This is a genomic window from Sphingomonas sp. SP4 (genome assembly GCF_058313375.1).
On sequence record NZ_JBZFLE010000001.1, the window covers coordinates 68860 to 87079 of the forward strand.

Annotated in this window: 13 protein-coding genes; 6 read left to right on the plus strand and 7 right to left on the minus strand. The window is 60.3% G+C overall.

Annotated elements, in window-relative coordinates; translation table 11 throughout:
* Nucleotides 1-104 precede the first annotated feature (104 nt).
* Entirely contained in the window at nt 105-2087 is a 1983-nt protein-coding gene (locus AC4GYV_RS00385) for a TIR domain-containing protein (RefSeq protein WP_491098675.1), read from the minus strand.
* Between the two features lie 1261 nt (nt 2088-3348).
* Here AC4GYV_RS00385 and AC4GYV_RS00390 point away from each other — a divergent pair.
* From AC4GYV_RS00390 to AC4GYV_RS00400, 3 genes are all read left to right on the plus strand, one after another.
* A complete protein-coding gene (locus tag AC4GYV_RS00390) occupies nt 3349-4848 on the plus strand; it encodes an ATPase domain-containing protein (protein ID WP_491098676.1) in 1500 nt (499 codons plus the stop codon).
* Nucleotides 4845-6506: an ATP-binding protein gene (locus tag AC4GYV_RS00395; protein ID WP_491098677.1), complete on the plus strand. Its 1662-nt coding sequence runs from the start codon at nt 4845-4847 to the stop codon at nt 6504-6506. The genes AC4GYV_RS00390 and AC4GYV_RS00395 overlap by 4 nt, the downstream gene beginning before the upstream one ends.
* 188 nt (nt 6507-6694) lie before the next feature.
* Entirely contained in the window at nt 6695-6943 is a 249-nt protein-coding gene (locus AC4GYV_RS00400) for a DUF6894 family protein (RefSeq protein WP_491098678.1), read from the plus strand.
* A gap of 85 nt (nt 6944-7028) precedes the next feature.
* On the opposite strand, the gene AC4GYV_RS00405 is transcribed toward AC4GYV_RS00400, so the two are convergent.
* The 3 genes from AC4GYV_RS00405 to AC4GYV_RS00415 all read right to left on the minus strand — a co-directional run bounded on the left by AC4GYV_RS00405 (nt 7029) and on the right by AC4GYV_RS00415 (nt 10731).
* Complete coding sequence (locus AC4GYV_RS00405; protein WP_491098679.1) at nt 7029-8075, minus strand: glutathione synthetase; 1047 nt, start codon at nt 8073-8075, stop codon at nt 7029-7031.
* Complete coding sequence (locus tag AC4GYV_RS00410; RefSeq protein ID WP_491098680.1) at nt 8075-9799, minus strand: peptidase MATCAP family protein; 1725 nt, start codon at nt 9797-9799, stop codon at nt 8075-8077. The genes AC4GYV_RS00405 and AC4GYV_RS00410 overlap by 1 nt, the downstream gene beginning before the upstream one ends.
* Nucleotides 9800-9933: 134 nt before the next feature.
* Nucleotides 9934-10731: an N-formylglutamate amidohydrolase gene (locus AC4GYV_RS00415; protein WP_491098681.1), complete on the minus strand. Its 798-nt coding sequence runs from the start codon at nt 10729-10731 to the stop codon at nt 9934-9936.
* Nucleotides 10732-11166: 435 nt separating this feature from the next.
* On the opposite strand from AC4GYV_RS00415, the gene AC4GYV_RS00420 reads away from it, so the two are divergent.
* Both AC4GYV_RS00420 and AC4GYV_RS00425 read left to right on the plus strand, forming a co-directional pair.
* On the plus strand, nt 11167-13047 hold the full coding sequence (locus AC4GYV_RS00420) for an alpha-amylase family glycosyl hydrolase (RefSeq protein ID WP_491098682.1): 1881 nt from the start codon (nt 11167-11169) through the stop codon (nt 13045-13047).
* 124 nt (nt 13048-13171) lie between these two features.
* A complete protein-coding gene (locus tag AC4GYV_RS00425) occupies nt 13172-13378 on the plus strand; it encodes a DUF7336 domain-containing protein (protein ID WP_491098683.1) in 207 nt (68 codons plus the stop codon).
* 928 nt (nt 13379-14306) lie between these two features.
* Here AC4GYV_RS00425 and AC4GYV_RS00430 read toward each other — a convergent pair.
* Entirely contained in the window at nt 14307-14561 is a 255-nt protein-coding gene (locus tag AC4GYV_RS00430; RefSeq protein ID WP_491098684.1) for a hypothetical protein, read from the minus strand.
* 173 nt (nt 14562-14734) lie between these two features.
* Between AC4GYV_RS00430 and AC4GYV_RS00435 the strand changes: the two genes are divergently transcribed.
* Entirely contained in the window at nt 14735-14962 is a 228-nt protein-coding gene (locus AC4GYV_RS00435; RefSeq protein ID WP_491098685.1) for a hypothetical protein, read from the plus strand.
* A gap of 134 nt (nt 14963-15096) precedes the next feature.
* On the opposite strand, the gene fabI is transcribed toward AC4GYV_RS00435, so the two are convergent.
* Both fabI and AC4GYV_RS00445 read right to left on the minus strand, forming a co-directional pair.
* Nucleotides 15097-15897, minus strand: a complete 801-nt coding sequence (gene fabI, locus AC4GYV_RS00440; RefSeq protein ID WP_491098686.1) for an enoyl-ACP reductase FabI — start codon at nt 15895-15897, stop codon at nt 15097-15099.
* Entirely contained in the window at nt 15884-18064 is a 2181-nt protein-coding gene (locus tag AC4GYV_RS00445) for a DUF3141 domain-containing protein (RefSeq protein ID WP_491098687.1), read from the minus strand. Before AC4GYV_RS00445 ends, fabI begins: the two co-directional genes overlap by 14 nt.
* Between the last annotated feature and the right edge of the window lie 156 nt (nt 18065-18220).

The following is an 18220-nucleotide window of genomic DNA, read 5'->3' on the forward strand; positions in this document are numbered from 1 at the left end:
CGTGACAACTAGCGGATTCACCGCGTCACTGTCGGAAGTCCGCTTTCCACCCATTTGCAGACCATTGCTAGCGGTTATGGCGCGCACCCTAGCCAGGGCGCTGGTCAGATCAATCGGCAGAATGGAGGCGGTGCCTTCGCGGTGCAGGCATCGGGCTTGGTGTGACTTGAGCGCCAGTAAGTCAGGAGGCCCAGCCGCTGCGTAAGTGCCGGGAAATTAGGCTCGCTAAGGACGGCTCGCATACTCGGGTACCAGAGCAGCGAGGGCCAGTCGGCGCGGGTACCGATGCCCGCTTCGAATATTTTCATCGCCTCGTGACTATTGCCCAGCACGGCGAGCAGTTTCGCCACCAGATAATCCTTCTGGCCATCGGGAAGCCTGACAAGCGTCGCAGCCGCTCGAGCTTTCGCAGTGGCGTCACCTGACGCCATTGCTTGGTAGCCATGGAGCAGCGCCGCTCTCTCTTCGTCCGCTATGCCTGTCTTCGGATTCTGAACTGCCTTGATCGCCGCGGCGTATTGTCCTGTTTCCGTGGCTTCGGTGACAGCGATGATGTCCGCCATCGCTGGGTTAGGATCCAGGTCTGCCGTTGCGATGAAATGCCGCTTCGCGTCCGCAGTCTTGCCTATGACCGTCAGCGTATCGGCTAAGAGAAACTGCGACGAGGAATCCAGTGCCAGCATTTCAGTGGCGTGCCGAAATTGAGGGACAGATTCGGCATATCGGCCGACGTTCTGAAGCATGATCCCGTAGTTGATATGCTCACATCCGCAGTCGAGCGGACGCGCCGCAATCGCTCGGCGGAGCAAGGTCTCCTGCGCCACGAAATCTTTCGGGTCGATCAGGAGGCTCTTCTGGGAGGCGGCTTCACTATTTTTGGGGTCGAGCGCGAGTGCTTTATCCGCGGCCTCAAGCCCGAGGTGTCGAACCTCCTCACGGCGGGGTCCCGGATCGGCCGAATAGAGATTTTGCGCGGAAGCCAAGACGACAGCCGACCAGCCCCAAGAGAAGTCCGGAGCTGCGGCAACAACACTGCGGGCCGCCTGTAGTCCCTTGCCCGGATCCGCCGGAAAGACTCCCGAGTTCTGGCAGTAGCGCAAATAGTCCGAGAGAACGGCATCGGGCATTGGCTTGGCGTAAGTCGAGGCTCCGAACAGGCCGCACCGCACCATTCTTCCTGCATCCACGGCGATGCGGCGCGGCACGCGCGACGTCTCGTTGGCATCATAATCGGCGCTGCTTGACCAGAGAGTCGCGCCGGACCTCTCGTTGATCAGCTTCGTGATGACGCGGATTTGGTCTCCGTTGCGCTGGATTGTCCCACCGAGGGCGTAGGCAGGCTCCGGCCCACCGGCAGGAGAAGGTGAGGTCGAGATGCCTACCACTCCTTGGTCGCCAAACGCCGCTATGACCTCGTCGCGAACCGCTTCTGGCATGGTCGGTGGCAAATCCGGAGATAGTCGCTGGAAGCCGGTCAGCCGCACCATCATGCTATGCGGCGCAGGGGGCGGAGCACGAAGCAGCCACCAACCGCCTACTGTCACGGCCAGCAAAGATGCGACTGCGGTGCCGAGCAGCAGGTGACGTCTGGACAGTGACGACGAGCGGCGTACACGACGGGAGGGCTCGACCCTGACCGTTGTTTCGTCCGCGCGGACTATTCGCCGCACGTGGTCGACGAGTGCGTCGATAGACCTCTCCCAGCCCTGGAAAGCGTCTATCCACTGTCGTGTGGAAAGCTCGTAGGCAAACGCGTCGCTCGGCTCGACGTCCTCGATCCGAAGGGCGATCACGGGGACGCGGTAATGGCTAGCGAGCGACAGCTCCTTCTTTATTTCGTCGCTGTTGTTCGCAGCCTCCGAGAAGACGAGCACCATCGCGCGGCTTGCGCGAAGCGCACGCACAATTGCTTCCTGGTAATTCTCGCCGGGGAGAACGTCGCGCGTTGATATCCAGCACTTCTCGCCACGCCGCTCCATTGTCTTGCAGACGTTAAGTGCCGCCTTGCGGTCGGCGGTTGCGTAGCTGACGAAGACCTGCCCCTCGGGTTGATGCTGCTCCGTTGTTAATGGCTCTGCGTCATTCAACGAACCGCCTCCGCCCGGAAGCCTCACACTTACGATATGGCGGTTCAGAAATGAAGGAGGCGGCTAGTTGGCGAAGGACTGCTTTCGACCCATTGCGGACGTTGAGGAACCAAGCGCCCGGAGTGACCGCTAGTTAGTTCTAGCTCATGCGCGAGAGTATAGTGCAGCCGAAATTCTACCGAGAACAGTCCGAGCGGCTCCGCGAGATCGCGAAGCGTGCGCCGAAGGAATTGCAGGACGAGCTACTAAGCGTGGCAGCTGAGTATGAGCGACTTGCGTCTGAATCTGAAGCGGAATCGCAATCCAACGGGGACGCAGACGGGCGCGGTTAGAAGTTGTAAACCGTTCGATTGCGGAGGTTCAGTAACTCCCGGTCGTGCGCCGTGTGAGATGAGCCGCATCGAAAGTCCGCACAATCCATGATCCCATCGGTTGGCTCAGAAATGCAAACTTTCCGGATCATCTACTTGCGCGACAACGTCGTGAATCACACCGAGGAAGTCGAAGCGCTAGACGTCTTGGAAGCCATAGATCGCATAAAGGGTAAGCGAGCTGATGTCCGAGCTGAGATCTGGGTGAACGAGAGACGGGTATGCGAGATCGGCCCAGCGCCTCGCAGCTAAGTGAGCTGCAACACCTTCGCGATCAGGCTGATCGTTGCTGGGAGTTTGCAGGGCGGACCGTCGATCCGTTCGTCCGGGCTGAACTGTTGGCCCTGTGCGAAGAACTTCACGAGAAAGCAGAAGTCTTGGCCCGCTTGGAGTTGGTCGCGGAAAGCGACTCTTTCCACCGCGAATAACCGCGAGGAAAGCCCCAAAAGAGAGCGGCCCGGAAACACTGCGGGAGTATCCGGGCCGCTGACGCCATTTCAGGAGGTATGGCGGCTTCTAAACGGATCACCGAGTGTCGGGTTCCCGACAGTTGAAATTCGTCTAGTGCGGGCAGAGCGGGCACTTAGCGATTACCATCGCTAAGGCGGTCGCCGCCGAGAACATGAATCCGATAATCGCTATCTTCATAGTCGCCCCCAACTATTCGCGTAGCTAGTAAGGGTCCGGCTCAGGGGCGAACCATCACCGGGCCGGAGACCCGATTTCGGCGAGTCCCGGGGTAGCGATCTAAGTCAATCCAGCTGGCGTGTGAACGCCAACCAACGTCCGCTTTCCACCCAAAACGGACATTAGATGGTTGGCGAGCACTCCGGTTATATTGGGAGCGTAATGGTTGTTCCGTGGTTTAGGCTAGTGAATGACGCCAACCAATGGAGACGGAATTGACCGAAACCAGCAGCAAAGCAGAGCTGGGGGTACGGGGATTGGACGATATCACTGCGGGAGGGCTCGCCCGCGGACGTCTGTTCCTTCTGGAGGGAAGCCCGGGCACGGGCAAGACTACGATCGCCATGCAGTTCTTGATGGCGGGCGCGGAGCAGGGCGAGCGGGCGCTTTACATCACCTTATCAGAGACCGGCGACGAGCTGCGCGCGAGTGCGGCCTCGCACAATTGGTCGCTCGAGGGGATCGACGTATTCGAGCTGGTTCCGCCGGAGAGCCTGCTCGATGAGGATCAGCAGCAGAGCCTGCTCTATTCATCGGACCTCGAGCTCGGTGAGACCACGAAGCGCATCTTCGATGCGTTCGAGCAGGTCCATCCGACACGCGTCGTTCTCGACAGCCTGTCCGAGATTCGGTTGCTCGCGCAATCGTCGCTTCGCTATCGCCGGCAGATCCTCGCGCTGAAGCATTATTTCGCGCGGAGCGGCGCAACGGTGCTGATGCTCGACGATCTATCCAGCGAAGCCAACGACCGGACGATGCACAGCGTCGCTCACGGCGTGATCCGGCTCGAAGAGCTGTCGCCGGAATATGGGGCGGAGCGGCGGCGGCTTCGCGTCATCAAATATCGCGGTCAGCGCTATCGCGGAGGCAATCACGATTTCGTCATCGAGACCGGCGGCGTGCGGGTATTCCCGCGGCTCGTATCGGCAGAGCACCGGTCGCGATTCGAACGGGAACTTACGATCAGCAAGTCCGCCGAGCTCAATGCGCTCCTCGGCGGCGGTATCGAGCGCGGGTCGAGCACGCTCATCCTGGGACCGGCGGGCACGGGCAAGTCGCTGCTCGCTCTCGACTTCGTCGTTGCAGCCATCGAGCGTGGAGAATGCGCGGCGATGTTTGTGTTCGACGAGGAACTCGGGCTATTGTTCGAGCGGGCCAAGGGCCTCGGCTTCGATCTCGAAGCCCTGATCGAAACCGGCAGGTTGCTCATTGAGCAGGTCGATGCGGCCGAGCTGACGCCGGGTGAGCTGTCGGAGCGCGTCCGCCGCTGCGTCGAAGAAAAGGACGCGAAGACCGTCGTGATCGACAGTCTCAACGGCTACCAGGCGGCAATGCCGGAGGAGCAGTCACTCGTGCTCCACATGCATGAGTTGCTTCAGTATCTGAACCGCCAGGGTGCATCGACCTTCCTGACGGTCGCGCAGCACGGGCTCGTCGGCGACATGAAGGCTCCGGTTGACGTGACATATCTCGCCGACACGGTGATCCTTCTCCGGTACTTCGAGGCGAGGGGACGCGTTCGCAGGGCCATGTCGGTCATCAAGAAGCGCACGGGCCCGCACGAGGACACGATACGCGAATATCGTATCGACAAGCGCGGCATTACTCTGGGCGACCCGTTGATGAACTTCCAGGGTGTCTTGCGTGGGGTACCCGAGCTGGTCGGCAGCAGTGAGACGTTGCTGGAGTCCGCTGACGGATGAGTTTCGATGTGTCCGAACGCGCACTGATCCTGGCCCCTCAGGGGCGGGACGCGATGGTTGCCGCGGCAATGATCAGCGAGTCCAACGTTCGGAGCGATATTGTGTCGGACGTCGACGAGCTCGTTGCGGAGTTGGAGGCGGGCGCCGGCTTCGCGGTCGTCACCGAAGAGGCGCTGGCAGGTGCTTCGCTCCATGCTTTGTCGGGGTGGATTGCGGGTCAGGAAGAATGGTCGGACTTTCCGTTCGTGCTCCTCACTCGTCGCGGCGGTGGGCTGGAGCGCAACCCAGCGGCGGCGCGCTACCTTGAGCTGCTCGGCAACGCGACCTTCCTGGAGCGGCCGTTCCACCCGACTACGTTGGTCAGCCTGGCGCAGGCAGCGTTGCGCGGACGCCGGCGGCAGTATGACGCTCGGGCGCGGCTGGTGGAGCTGAACGACTTAGCAAAAGACCTGGAACGCCGTGTTGAGGAGCGCACGGCGGAGCATGCCGCGGCCGTGGCCCAGCTGCATGAAGTGCAGAAGTTGGAGACGCTGGGCCAGTTAACTGGCGGCGTGGCGCACGACTTTAACAATCTGCTGACGCCGATCACGGGCGCTCTCGACCTGCTCCACAAGCAATATGCAGACAAGGATCCGCGGTCGGCCAGACTGCTCGGCAACGCGCTGAAGGCCGCCGATCGGGCGAGGACGCTTGTTCAGCGGCTGCTCGGGTTTGCGCGCCGGCAGACGCTGCAGACCGATGCGATCGACATCGTGCGCCTGATCATCGGGATGCGCGACCTGATTGCCAGCTCGATTGGCCCCACCATCGAGATTTCGATCGAGGCCGAACCCGACTTACCGCTTGCGATCGTAGATCCAAATCAGCTCGAGCTCGCGATCCTGAATCTTTGCGTGAACGCGCGGGACGCCATGCCGGACGGCGGTCGCCTGACGATTACCGCAAGCAAGGAGAAGGCTGGAATCACTGGCTTGCCGGTGCTTGCACCGGGGGATTATGTCCGCCTGTCCGTCGCCGATGACGGCTGCGGAATGGCCAGCGAGACGCTCGGGCGCGCCATCGAACCTTTCTATTCGACCAAGGAGATCGGTCGCGGAACCGGACTAGGCTTGTCAATGGTCCATGGGCTTGCTGCGCAGCTTGGCGGCGGCTTCTCGATTTCGTCGCAGCTCGGCGAGGGTACGAGGGTGGATCTTTACTTGCCGGTCGCAGCGCAAGGTGTCGGGAAGGCGGGCCTCAGCGTCGCGCGCACCTCTGCGGCCACCGCGCGCGAACTGTCCGTGCTCTTGGTTGACGATGAAGACCTGGTACGGTTCGCGACGGCCGAGATGATCCGGGAGCTCGGCCATCACGTCGTGGAGGCGAGCAGCGGCCCGGAGGCGCTTGAAAAGCTGAAAGGTGACCTCGACGTCGACGCTATAGTCACGGATTATAAGATGCCGCGCATGGACGGAGCAGAACTCGCGCGGCGGATCCGTGAGAACCGGCCGTCGATGCCGGTGTTGATCATTACGGGCTACACTGGGATTAGCGATGCAGCGCTCAATCTTCCGCGGCTCGCGAAGCCGTTCGGACAAGCCGAGATTGCTGCGGCGCTCGCAGAGCTTACTGCTGATCGACAACAGATTATTCCTTTTCCCAAACGCGACTCAACCTGATCACCAATGTCTGCTTTCGAACCAAATCGGACGTTTGGCTCTTTGGTCTAATTTCGACTCGGGCGGACATTTGCACTGGGTAGCCCGCGCCTAGGGTCTCCGACCGACCACGTACGGAAGCTGAGGCAGAGAATGATGATCGATCAGCAGTAGCAACTTCGGCTGCACCTTCTGCGTTCCGGAAGAGCGTGCCCCATTTCTACTTTCATCTGCATGAGGCCGCAGGCCGGCTCCATGATCGGGAAGGCCAGGACTTCCCAGACTTCGCTGCTGCGATGGACGAGGCTGAGAGACAAGCGCGTGCGCTAATTGCGGCTGACATTATCGCCGGAACGCCAATCCGACTGAGCAACCATATTGGCGTTGATAACGACCAAGGGAGTGTCGTTGGTATGGTGATGTTTCGGAACGTCATCGCTTTTGATGACAGCCACTAGCCCTTCGCATTGCGATTGCCTCGGCGCATCTGGGTCGGCTTTCGACCCATTGCGGACGATCCAAACTCAACGTTGGCTGAACGCATCAGAGCATTGCGAGATGGCGGTTGTCGAATACCCCACCATAGTCTTTCCCAATTTCAACCTTGCGCTCCACTGACTCCACGATGGTCTCGGAGAAGTCGACGCCGGCAAGCGACGAGCAGCTTTTTAGATTGCCGGGGGAGAAGACATTCACTTCGAGGATCTTGTCGCCGACAATATCCACTCCGACCAAGAACATGCCGTCGGCGATCAATTTCGGCCGGATGATCTCGGCAACGCGAAGTTCGGTCTTGCCGATCTCAACGGCCTCCGCCTTGCCGCCGGCATGGATGTTGGAGCGGATGTCGTCCTTGGCGGCGACGCGGCGAAGCGCCGCATATTTCCCACCGATCTCCAACGGCCTGCCATTCATTAGGAACAGGCGAATATCTCCTTTCTTCGCCGCGGGAATGTAAGCTTGGCAGATGATGTAGCCATCCCGGGAAATCGCATCGATCATCTGGTTGAGGTTACCGGCGCTCTCTTTGTCCAGCTTGAACACGCCGGAGCCGCCAGATCCCTGAAGAGGCTTCAAGATGATGTTGTTCTTATACTCCTTGGCAAAGGCTTTGATGTCGCGCTCGTCGCGCGTGATGATCGTTTCTGCTCGCGCTTCTTCCGGAAAGCCCTGGAAATAGAGCTTATTGATCGCCTGTCCCAGGCTGGTGGGATCGTTGAGGACGAGCGTGCCTTGCTTGATCGCCTCGCGTCCGAACAGAATCCCGGCCTCGGCCCGCCACGGTGCTGAGACGGCATCGAGCGACGGGTCCGAACGTAGCCAGAGCACGTCGACATCATCCAACGAGGCAGCCTCGGCCTCGGTCACCGACTCCTTGAGAGCTTTGAAAAACGCCTCGCGGCTGACCCACTTCTTCGTTGGCATTCGACGCACGTGCGCTCGCAGCTGGTCATCTTTTCCCATCATGAAGTCGGACGGCGTGATGTACATCACTTCGTGGCCTCGAACCGCGGCTTGGTGGGCAAGGACCGTCGTCGTGTAGCCGGGATATTCGGTGGCGATGTCGTTTACGAAAAAGGCAATCCGCATCAAGCAGGCTCCATAGTCATGAGTGTGTCCAAGCCGATTTCGGACGTCAGCCGCGCGATGCGGCTTCGAGCGTCCGAACCGTCGAGATAAGAGGGGAGGAAGGTCGGGGCGTGAACGAGACCCCGCTGCAAGAGTTCCTCAATCGCCGGAACATCGCTCAAGGCGATCTTGCCTAGCCAGAACGGCGTCAAGGGCCCGCCCGAAGCAATGTGGTCGACGATCGCGCGGAAGCCTTGAAGGTAGATGGCATCCTTCGCCAAGCCTCCCGAGCGGTGAACGCGCGCCGCGACACCGAATGCTCCAGCGATCGAGAAGCCCAGTTCGCGGTGAAGTAGGCGATAAGTCTCGATAAAGTCAGAGCCGCGCTGCATGGCGTCGACTGCGATAACCCTGGCAGCGAGCAACCTTAGGCGTTTCACCGTCAATCCGCCGACTGCCCATTCGGCGAAGACCCCCAAGCCTTCCTGAATGCCCTCGTATTTTGCGAGACCGCTGCGGAAGATCGCGAGGCCTTGGTACGAGCCGTTGACAGAGGTCAAAAGGTGCGTCGAGACTTCGTGGGCAAGCAAGGCTTCTAGGCGCGACAGGCGCATGGTTGTCCGCGAGCCGACGAGCAGGCGATTTCGACTGACCATCAGTCCCGAAACGTCGTCGCGTATCTCTACTGATGCATCGAAGCTGGCATCGGGTCGATTGTATGAGACGATCAGATTCTGCGCTGCGTCTGCGATTTGCGGTGCGCTGACCGATGCCCCGCGCTCCTGTCGCGGCCGAGCGAGTTCAAGGATCCGGTGAGCATCGTTCAGCAATTTCGCCGGGACGGCTCCGTAGAGGAACATGCTGGCCGGCTGAAATGAGGACGTATTGCGTGTCGCAAGCATGGTCAGCTGCGCGTCGATCTCATGCCGCTTGTCGCCGAAAATCCGTTCAAGCAGGGGATCTTCGAGCCGGGAGAAGTCCAGCCGATAGAGCTGGCGTTTCACCGCATCGGGATCGACGGTCAGAGGGCGATAGCGGAACGTCGGTGACACTTGCTCACCGTCGGCGACGAACTGTTCGAGCGCAGCAGCCGTGTTGATCGGTGACACCGACAACAGGAAGTCGAAGCTTACGGCGATCCGGTCGAGCTTTTCGTCGGCCTTGAGAGCCGCCTTCAGGAAAGCGCTTCTGCCGAGAGAACGGTAATGCGCGGGTGCCTTACCGCTGCCATCGTCGACATAAGCGCAGGCTGTCCGAAGCAGCGCATCGCCGCAAGCGACTGCAAGTTCGTGAGCCAGTTGCGGATAAATGCCGCCTCCATCGCGACGATGAATTTGCGGGAGTCCGATCAGCATCGGGTCGGTCACGTCCGCCAGATCCGAAAGCGCGCTGACGAGCCAGTGGTCGCGATCCAGGGCTTCCGAAACCACCGTCGGATGACGGAGGTCGATTTCCATCTTCTCAAGCGCATCGATCAGGACTTCGCGCGCACGTTTTTCACGCGCGGATCTGCCACCAGCGACGCTTGCGACAAATGGCGTCAGCGTCGGACTGTCGTCGCTTACCGGCAGCTGGTCCTGATCACTGATAGCCATGATCAGGATGGGCATCCCGGGTTTGCCTAGCTCCTCGGCCAAGCTTGCCAGCAAGGCGATCGCGGAACCATCATCGGGACCTTCGTCCCAGATCAAGTATGCAGGACTGTTCAGCGCAACACGCCGGGCAATGCTGGCCGCCGGCTGCACTCCCCGACGGCGACGATGCACTACAAGGAACGGCAACGCGCGATCGAGGTGCAGGCGCCCGCTGTCTCCTACTTTCCGGCGCTGGGCTCCCACATGGTCCGGGACCGTCGCCGCAGAGGCCAGAGCCTTTGCCGTCATCGCGTCACCAAATCGGCAGCGAAACGCGCCGAATGCCCGATGAAGTTCCGCATCGCCTCGAGCTCGCGCGGATCGGGCTCGCCGGTCCACTCGTCCATGTAGAACTTCTTAAACTCGAGTGCGATTGCGCAGCCTTGTCCCGGGTAACGATCATGGACGAAGCGGGTCTGTTCCCCCTTGCCCTGGAATGCGACATTCTCGCGAACATCGAGCCTGCGGCCGTTGAAATCGAACCGTCGCATTTCGTCCATCAACGGATTGAGCAGGAACGCCCATTCAGGTCGCGGCATCGAATAAGTGCCGATGTTGATGTCTGGCGCTTCGTCTTGCGGCGTTGGGCTGCCTTCCGGTCCTTCGCGGCGATGGTTGTAGCTGTGGACATCGATCAGAACGAACCGCTCATGCGTCTCTGCAATACTGTCCAGAAGGCCACTAAGCATCTGATAGTAACCGGCGTGGATGGACAGCGATTCAGCGATGAGCTTTTCATCTGGCGCGGAACGCCAGACCTGTAGCCCCCAGCTCATCTCGGGCGTCGAATAGACGGCGGACGCGGCAGCTCGATTCAAATCGAATTCGAAGCGTGAGCGATGAACGATGACGTGGGTCGGAACATCCTTGATGGCCTGACCCGTGAAGGGGTCTTCCTCGCGCAGCCGGTCGGCGTTGGACAACGCCATAACCTCGGCGACGGCGGGACGAACGCCGTGACCGTCGTGAATTGCGGTGGCAAGCACAGGTCCGGGACCGCGGCTAACAGTCCACCACCGTTCGGGTCGTTGATCTTCGCTCATCAACTGTACAATCGGTAGGCGCGACTTCGGTTGCCAAAGCCAATCCGAAATCCGCGCCCGCCGACCAGGTTAGCGCGTCAAAGGCTAATGGGCCGCAAGCCACGCCTCGCTGCAAAGCAAGATAAGCGCTCTCCTGGTCTCGTGGTCGGTCAGGCGGGCTTCGACAGTCTCTCGAGCGTTTGCAGGCAAGCGGCGGATGATCTCTGAAACACTTCGACACTGACCTGACCTGGCCAGATCATACGCCTGATCAATCGCAGATCCCCTCGTCATTGCCGCAATCTAAACCGAACGGACAGGCAAAACGAAATGTCCGTTTTCGACCCATTGCGGACATTACGGGTCGCCTGATGGACTTGAGTATACGTATGCAGCTTCATTGACCGGCGACTGCCCAATTCTACGCTCCGCCACCTTCAACGGGAGGAGGGTTGGGTGGCTCGGGGTGAACGCAATAATCAATCGCTTCAAGGTATATGGCGGTGTGCGCTCGTACTGATCACAGCGCTTAGCGCGACCGGCCGTGCAGCTCCGGCGCCCCACTCACCGCTCACTGACGTTCGGGATCGCCCGCCAGAGGATGACATCATTTATCTCATCATGCCGGACCGCTTTGCGAACGGCGATCCAACCAACGATCGTGGCGAACTTACGGGCAGCAGGATGCAAACCGGCTATGATCCCACCGACAAAGCCTTCTGGCACGGCGGCGATCTAAAGGGCGTACTTTCCAAGCTTGATTACATTCAAGGACTGGGCGCGAACGCCGTTTGGCTCACTCCAATTTTCGGAAACCAAATCGTGCAGGGGGAGGGTAATCGCGCAAATACGGGCTATCACGGCTACTGGGGCCTGAACTTCACCGACATCGATCCCCACCTCGGCACAAAGGCGGATTACAAGGCCTTGGTCGATGCAGCGCACGCGCGCGGCATCAAGGTCTACTTCGACATCGTCATCAATCACACCGGCGACATCATCAAGTATCGCGAATGCCCGGAGTCATTTTGCACGTACCGCAGCAAGGCCGACTATCCGTACACGCTGCAGGGTGGCGTCAAAGGCCAGCAGATCAACCCTGGTTTTCAAGGCGACACATCAGATGGCCAGACATCAGCGAACTTCGAGCGGCTCACCAATCTGAACTACGCCTACACTCCCTACATCCCTGCTGGAGCCGAGCACGCAAAAACGCCCGCTTGGCTCAACGATCCCAAGATGTACCACAATCGCGGCGAGTCCACCTTTCGTGGTGAAAGTTCGCAGTACGGCGATTTCATGGGGCTCGACGACGTGTTCACCGAAAATCCCCGCGTGCTTGCGGGCATGATCGATATCTACGGTCGTTGGATCGACGAGTTCGGCATTGATGGCTTTCGCATCGACACCGCCCGTCACGTTAACGCCGAATTTTGGCAGGCCTTCGTTCCTGCAATGCAGGCTCGGGCTCGGGCGCGAGGCATTCCCAACTTTCACATATTCGGTGAGGTCATGGAGTTCTCGCCAGGTGAGCTCGCGCGCTTCACCCGGGTTGATAAGCTGCCGGCCGTCAACGACTTCGCGCTTCAGGGCGCCTTGGTCGAAGCGATTGCCAAGGATGGCCCTACTGACGCCATCACTAACGTCTTTCGCGGTGATGTCCTGTATGAAGGGGGTGAAGCCACCGCTCGGCGATTGGCCACTCTGACTGGCAATCACGACGTCTACCGTTTCGCTCGCGCAGTCATGCTCGCTCACCCTCATGCTTCTCTTGACGAGGTCCAAAAGCGGGTTCGACTGGCTTATGCGGTGATCCTTCTGTCGAGGGGCATTCCCACGATCTACTACGGCGACGAGCAAGGCTTCACGGGCCTGCCTGAGGTAGCAGCTCCCGTGGATCAAAACTCTCGAGAAGACATGTTCACGACGCGCACCGCAGCCTATGCACGGGCCCGGCGGCTGGGATCATCCAATTTGACGGGCGCGGGTGACCATTTCGATGTCACGCATCCGCTATATCGCGACATATCGCAACTCGCGCGCATACGCTCATCAGATTCAGCGCTTCGGCACGGTGCTCAGATATCGCGCAGCTCTGGCGATAAGCCCGGGCTGCTTGCATTCTCGCGGTTGGACGAAGGTCATGAAACACTTGCCGTCTTCAACACCAGCACTCACCCACTAGTTGCGCAGGTTGTTGTCGAGCCAAGTTCTAATCGGTGGACAAGCGTTGCAGGTGCATGCGCCCAATCCGTGGTGGCAACGCGAAGCTATCGAGTTCGGGTGCCACCTTTGGATTATTTAGTCTGCCGCTCACTGAGCAGCCATCACAACTAACGTCTGGTTTCGACCCAAATGCAACGTTAGCGCCGTGTCCGATTTCGACCCTGATCGGACGTTTGGCTCTTAGGTGTCATTTCGACCCATTGCGGACATTGGCGCACGCGTTAGATCTGCCGGTATGGCCCCTCTTTTCGTGCTGTTTCACAGCCTCGCCGAGACGGGGCGAGTAAAGGTTGTCGGCATTTACTCTTCAAGGGCGCTGGCGGAGGAAGCCCAAGCCAGAAGCCAACACCTGCCCGGCTTCAGCGACGAACCAGACGGCTTCAGCATCGAGCAATATGAGGTCGATAAGGACCACTGGTCCCGGGGGTTTGTGCGGCTCTAAGTTGAACTGCAACGTCCGTTCCGACCCTCAGTCACCACTCGCGAGGTCTGGCGAGGGCATCGGGTCGTTGGCGTGATCCCCCAAGAATGAATCGATAGGATTGATGGGGAGCGCGAGGCGGTGTTACGTTACCCCAAGAGTTGGAGGGTCGCGAAATGGCGGAATACCGCCGTGCTGTAGCGCAGGGTGAAAACAGTGGCCTGTGGCACAACCATGAAGAGTGTGAAGGCTACCCAATTCGCAACTTCGCAATCCGGATTAGCCCGCCCAACGACGATAAGCTTTGCTCACGTTGCGCCACGCTAAAAACGGGGGGTTCCGTTACGGACTAGGTGTTCTTCGGTGGGCGTCGCGCCCACTCGCAGGCTCAGGTCTTATACGGGTTTTTAGGTGGCTGATTGGCTCTATCTTTTGACCGTTGCGCGTCAGCCCTGCTGGCCGCGTAGCAGGTGACTGGAGCGGGCCGGCCTTGGATGAGTTCGGACCGCTTCAGTTGCCACGCACCGCATCTGAATCGCGCTAGTTGTCGCTGCTAGGCAAGGCTCTGTCGTGAATGAGTAAACATGGATGCGTTCTGTCGAATACCCGGTAGCGGAGCACGTCCACGCTCGTGTCTCCGGCTCGGCGAACGGTCCAAAGTTCCCCCCGACGCCGAGCCGTTAGCCTAACGTCTGCCGAATGTCGGTCAGGATCGCCTGCAGCTCATCAAGGGTCTCAGAGGCGGCGCTTTGACGCAGCTCGGCGAGACGGGCTTCGACATGGGTTAGCAGCGTGAGAGCCTCAGCCCTCTCCGCCTGCAAGTGGTGCAGGGGAAAATTGGGTCGGTCGGTCGGGCCAACGCAAACCCCTTTCAATGGTCCCTTCAGCAGGGGCAGTGGTTCGACCCATACTCCAAACCTGTGTCTGCATCCTAAATTTCCGCCATGGTTCAGCGCGGCTGCTGCTTCTCACTGCGGACGCACTGGTCGCCCGTCATGGCCTCGCAGCTAGGGTTGAGCGGTGAAGGCTGTCCGGGCTGCGCGTTCGCCTTCAGGGAGTCGGCGAGGTTCTTATAGGGCGCACCCTCTGGCAAGCTGTCCCACGGGTTCGATGAGGTCGTCCGTGGCGGCGGATTGGCCTGCGGCGGCGGATCGTCGGTCGTTGACTGCGCTACCTGCAAGGCCAAAGCTAACAGAAGGAACATGGCGTCACTCCCATCTGTGATGGGGCATGCAACGCGCAGTTTCGAACGCGAGACACACCCCGACGCCATCAGTAAGTTGTTGAACTGCCGCAGCAATCCGAATGATCCCTTATTGGGATCAGCAATAAACCCGATGGTCGCTGTCCTGCCACCGAGCGAACCTGCGCATAGTAGTGCGTAGAGTGAACCCCGTAACTCCGGCACCGAGCCAGTCATCGCGTTGGACGCCGGAGCTGCACACCTACACCTTGCTGATCGTCGATGAGGAGGTTGCCTCGCCCTGGGTGATACTTATCGAAGCGGCGAATGATCCTGACGCGGTGACGCTCGCTCGAACACACCACCCTTTGAGGCGTCGAGAGCTTTGGTTACGACACCGCCTGGTGGCCGAGTTTGACTAGGCCCGGCCGGTGGATCGTTGAAGATCGCGAGTGGCAACGCGGACACCCCGCGCTGCAGTTCGGATCATAAATCGCGACTTTTCCGGCGGCCAAACGACAGCCAGCTAATGTCTGCTTCCGACCCATTGCAGACACTACCCGACGATATTTGCGCCGCCATCAATGTAGACCGTTCCACCTGTAATTCGCCTCGCGTAGTCCGTAGCGAGGTAGGCGCAGGCCGAGCCGACGTCGTCGATATCGACGAGCTCGTGCAAGGGGGAGCGCTCGGCGGCCTGGTTAAGCAGGATCTCGAAGTCCTTGATGCCGGAAGCCGCGCGTGTTTTCAGGGGCCCCGGCGAGATCGCGTGGACGCGAATGTCCTGGGGGCCGAGTTCATAAGCCAGATACCGGCATGCCGCCTCCAGTGCTGCCTTGACCGGTCCCATCACGTTATAATTGGCAACCACTCGATTTGCGCCGAGATAGCTCATAGCGAACATCGTACCGCCATCTGTCATCAAAGGCGCGGCGAGCTTCGCCATGCGGACGAACGAATGGCAGGAGACGTCCATGGCCCTCGCAAAGCCCGCGGCGGAGCAGTCGAGCAGCCCGCCCTGCAGGTCTTCCTTCGGTGCAAATGCGATTGAATGAATGACGCTGTCGAGCTTGCCCCAGCGCTGTTCGATCTGCTCGAACAGCGCCTCCAGCTCTCCTGGATTTTCGACGTTGAGCGGCGCCATGATTTGCGCACCGAGCGTGTCGCCCAGCGGCTCGACATAGCCTCGTGCCTTGTCGTTGAGCCATGTGATGGCAAGTTCGGCGCCCGCTTTGCGGAATGCGTCGGCGCAGCCGTAGGCGATCGACTGGTCGTTCGCGATGCCGACGATCAGCGTCTTGTGCCCCTTGAGGATTGGCCGGACGCCCTCTCTGGTCGGCGCGTCAGCTTCGGACATCCTCGTCCTCCTTCTCGCTGACCGAGGTCGATTCCGCCTCGAAGAGCCTCTCTACCTCCTCAAGCCTCTGCCTGCCTTCTTCCGAGAGCTCGCCTTGAGCGGAAACGAGCCGCCGGACGGACCGCAGCGTTCGCGACCGCTCATCCTGTGCCCGCGGCAATAGCTGCGGGATTGCCGCCACTGCGCGTGCCTCGTCGATCTTGAGCAGCAGCGACTGCTCTCGCAACGCTTCCTTCAATTGGTTGAGCGAGCGCGGACGTCCCGGTGGCTGGGCGTCGTGCAAGTCCTTCAGTACGGCGAAGCTGCGCTCGTCGGCGCTGCCCTGAGTGCGCAATACATAGATTGCGGCCCGCAGTGCCGCCTCGACCGCCTCGCCTTCCTCGAAACGCTTTTCGAGCTCAGCCCGGCGCTTTGCTCGCGCCTGTTCTCGAAGCGCCTGCCGCTCCGGCCTGCGCTCGTCTTCAACGGCCCTCGGATCGAGCCCGAGCATGGCGTGAAGAAGCGGCGAGCCATAAACGGCATGGAACAGGCTCTCCGTTGCACTGTCGCGCGCCTTGCCCATGGCGGTCAGCGTCGAGGCGATCGTCGCGGCCATCGTCTTCTCGATGCTGGCGAACATATTGTCACCCGACGCTGCCTCACGCGACGTGCGGATCTGCTTTGCGTTCTCGGCGACGTTACGCATGAACGGATTGTCGTCGGAGAAGATAGCGAAGCGCAGCCGGTTCGGATGCATGTTCCGCGCCAACGCGCCGAAGGCAGGCGGCGTGATCGATCGCACAAGCGGACCGAGATAATTCTCGTAAAGCCTGCGGTTGATGACGGAAACCCGTTCCGCCGCAGCGAACTCCAAATCGTCTTCGGGGCTGTTGCCGCCGAGCTCGCGAATATCCTGGAGCGAGCGCGGCACGAGGCGGAACAGATATTTGCCGTCAATCAGTCCGCGGTTAGCCGTGCTCTCGGCAACCTCTTCGATCACCGCTTCGTACAGACCTGGCGGCATCAGGTCGATCATCTCCATTGCGCTCGCGAACTCCTGATGTTCGCGGGTGGCGACCTTCCCCGACACGAAAATGCCCAGATGCCCGACATTCTCGTGCAGCGCGTAGATGATGGTCTGCCCGTTCGCGACCAGATCCTCGTCCGTTTCATACAGGTCGGTGATCCAGCCGAGCGCCTGCTGCGGCGGCGTGATGTTATCGCCCCAGGAGCAAAAGACGACGATCGGAGACTTGATGTTGCGAAGGTCGATCTGGGTTCCATCGGAAGTGCGAAGGTCGCCGGCCATCAGCTTGTTGCCTACGAAGAGGTTGTCGGCGATCCACTGCATCTCGCCCGCGTTCATCACGATCGGGCTGCCCCACCAGGTCTCAAACTCGAGGAACCTCTCAGCTTCGGTGTCGACCTTGGAATAGACGTTGTACGGCTTCTCAAAGAAGGTGTTGGCGGGATCGAGAGACTCGAAATTGGCGACCAGATTGGCGCCGTCGAACTTTCCGCCGCCCAGATCGCCGGACAGGCTCGTCAGCCAGGTTCCACCGAGCACGCCGCCGAGATAGCGCATCGGGTTCTTTCCGCGAACGCCCGCCCAGTAAGACAGCGGCGATCCGGCAAGCAGCAGCGGCCCGGGATCGTCCGGATGAGTGGCGGCCATGATCATGGTCTGCCAGCCGGCCTGGCAGTTGGCCACGATCACCGGGCTGCCCACACCAGGGTGGCGGCGAGCGACTTCACGGATGAAGGCCGCCTCGGCATTCCATACATCCTCGATGGTCTGGCCTTGCACCGGCTGCGGCAGGAAGCCGATGAAGTAGCAGGGATGCCCTTCCTTCAAGGCGGCGCCAATCTCGCTGTCGTCCTTCATTCCGCCAATTCCCGGGCCATGCCCGGCCCGCGGATCGACGACGACGAACGGCCGCTTGTCGGAGTCCGTGCGAAGTCCCTTCGGCGGAAGAATCCGCACCAGCAGGTAATTGACCGGATTCGGAAGGGTTCGCCCGTCGAGGATCAGCTCGGTCTGGAACTCGAGGACATTCGGCGCGATCTTGTTTTGTTGCTCGCGGTAGATGTTCCCGCGCTGGCGCAGGATGTCGAGGAACAGGATCGAACGCTGCCACGCATCGTGCAGATATTCATGCGCCGGCCCGAGGTTCTGGTCGCGTGTCATGACTGGCTCCGGATTGAAGGTCGAAGGATAGAAAGCCCCGTCCAAACCTCCATCCGGATATCCACTGAAAGGGCTCGAACTGCCTGCGACTTAAGATCGCCAAGGCCACTTGTCAGGGGAAACGCTGATGCCGCCCGTCTGAAAACTGTGAAGAAT

Excerpts from the sequence above, each read along its gene's own strand:
- AC4GYV_RS00395 (WP_491098677.1), top strand. The coding sequence starts at position 4,845 with ATGAGTTTCGATGTGTCCGAACGCGCACTGATCCTGGCCCCTCAGGGG.
- fabI (WP_491098686.1), bottom strand. The coding sequence starts at position 15,897 with ATGTCCGAAGCTGACGCGCCGACCAGAGAGGGCGTCCGGCCAATCCTC.
- AC4GYV_RS00415 (WP_491098681.1), bottom strand. The coding sequence starts at position 10,731 with ATGAGCGAAGATCAACGACCCGAACGGTGGTGGACTGTTAGCCGCGGT.
- AC4GYV_RS00430 (WP_491098684.1), bottom strand. The coding sequence starts at position 14,561 with ATGTTCCTTCTGTTAGCTTTGGCCTTGCAGGTAGCGCAGTCAACGACC.
- AC4GYV_RS00390 (WP_491098676.1), top strand. The coding sequence starts at position 3,349 with ATGGAGACGGAATTGACCGAAACCAGCAGCAAAGCAGAGCTGGGGGTA.
- AC4GYV_RS00445 (WP_491098687.1), bottom strand. The coding sequence starts at position 18,064 with ATGACACGCGACCAGAACCTCGGGCCGGCGCATGAATATCTGCACGAT.
- AC4GYV_RS00405 (WP_491098679.1), bottom strand. The coding sequence starts at position 8,075 with ATGCGGATTGCCTTTTTCGTAAACGACATCGCCACCGAATATCCCGGC.
- AC4GYV_RS00425 (WP_491098683.1), top strand. The coding sequence starts at position 13,172 with ATGGCCCCTCTTTTCGTGCTGTTTCACAGCCTCGCCGAGACGGGGCGA.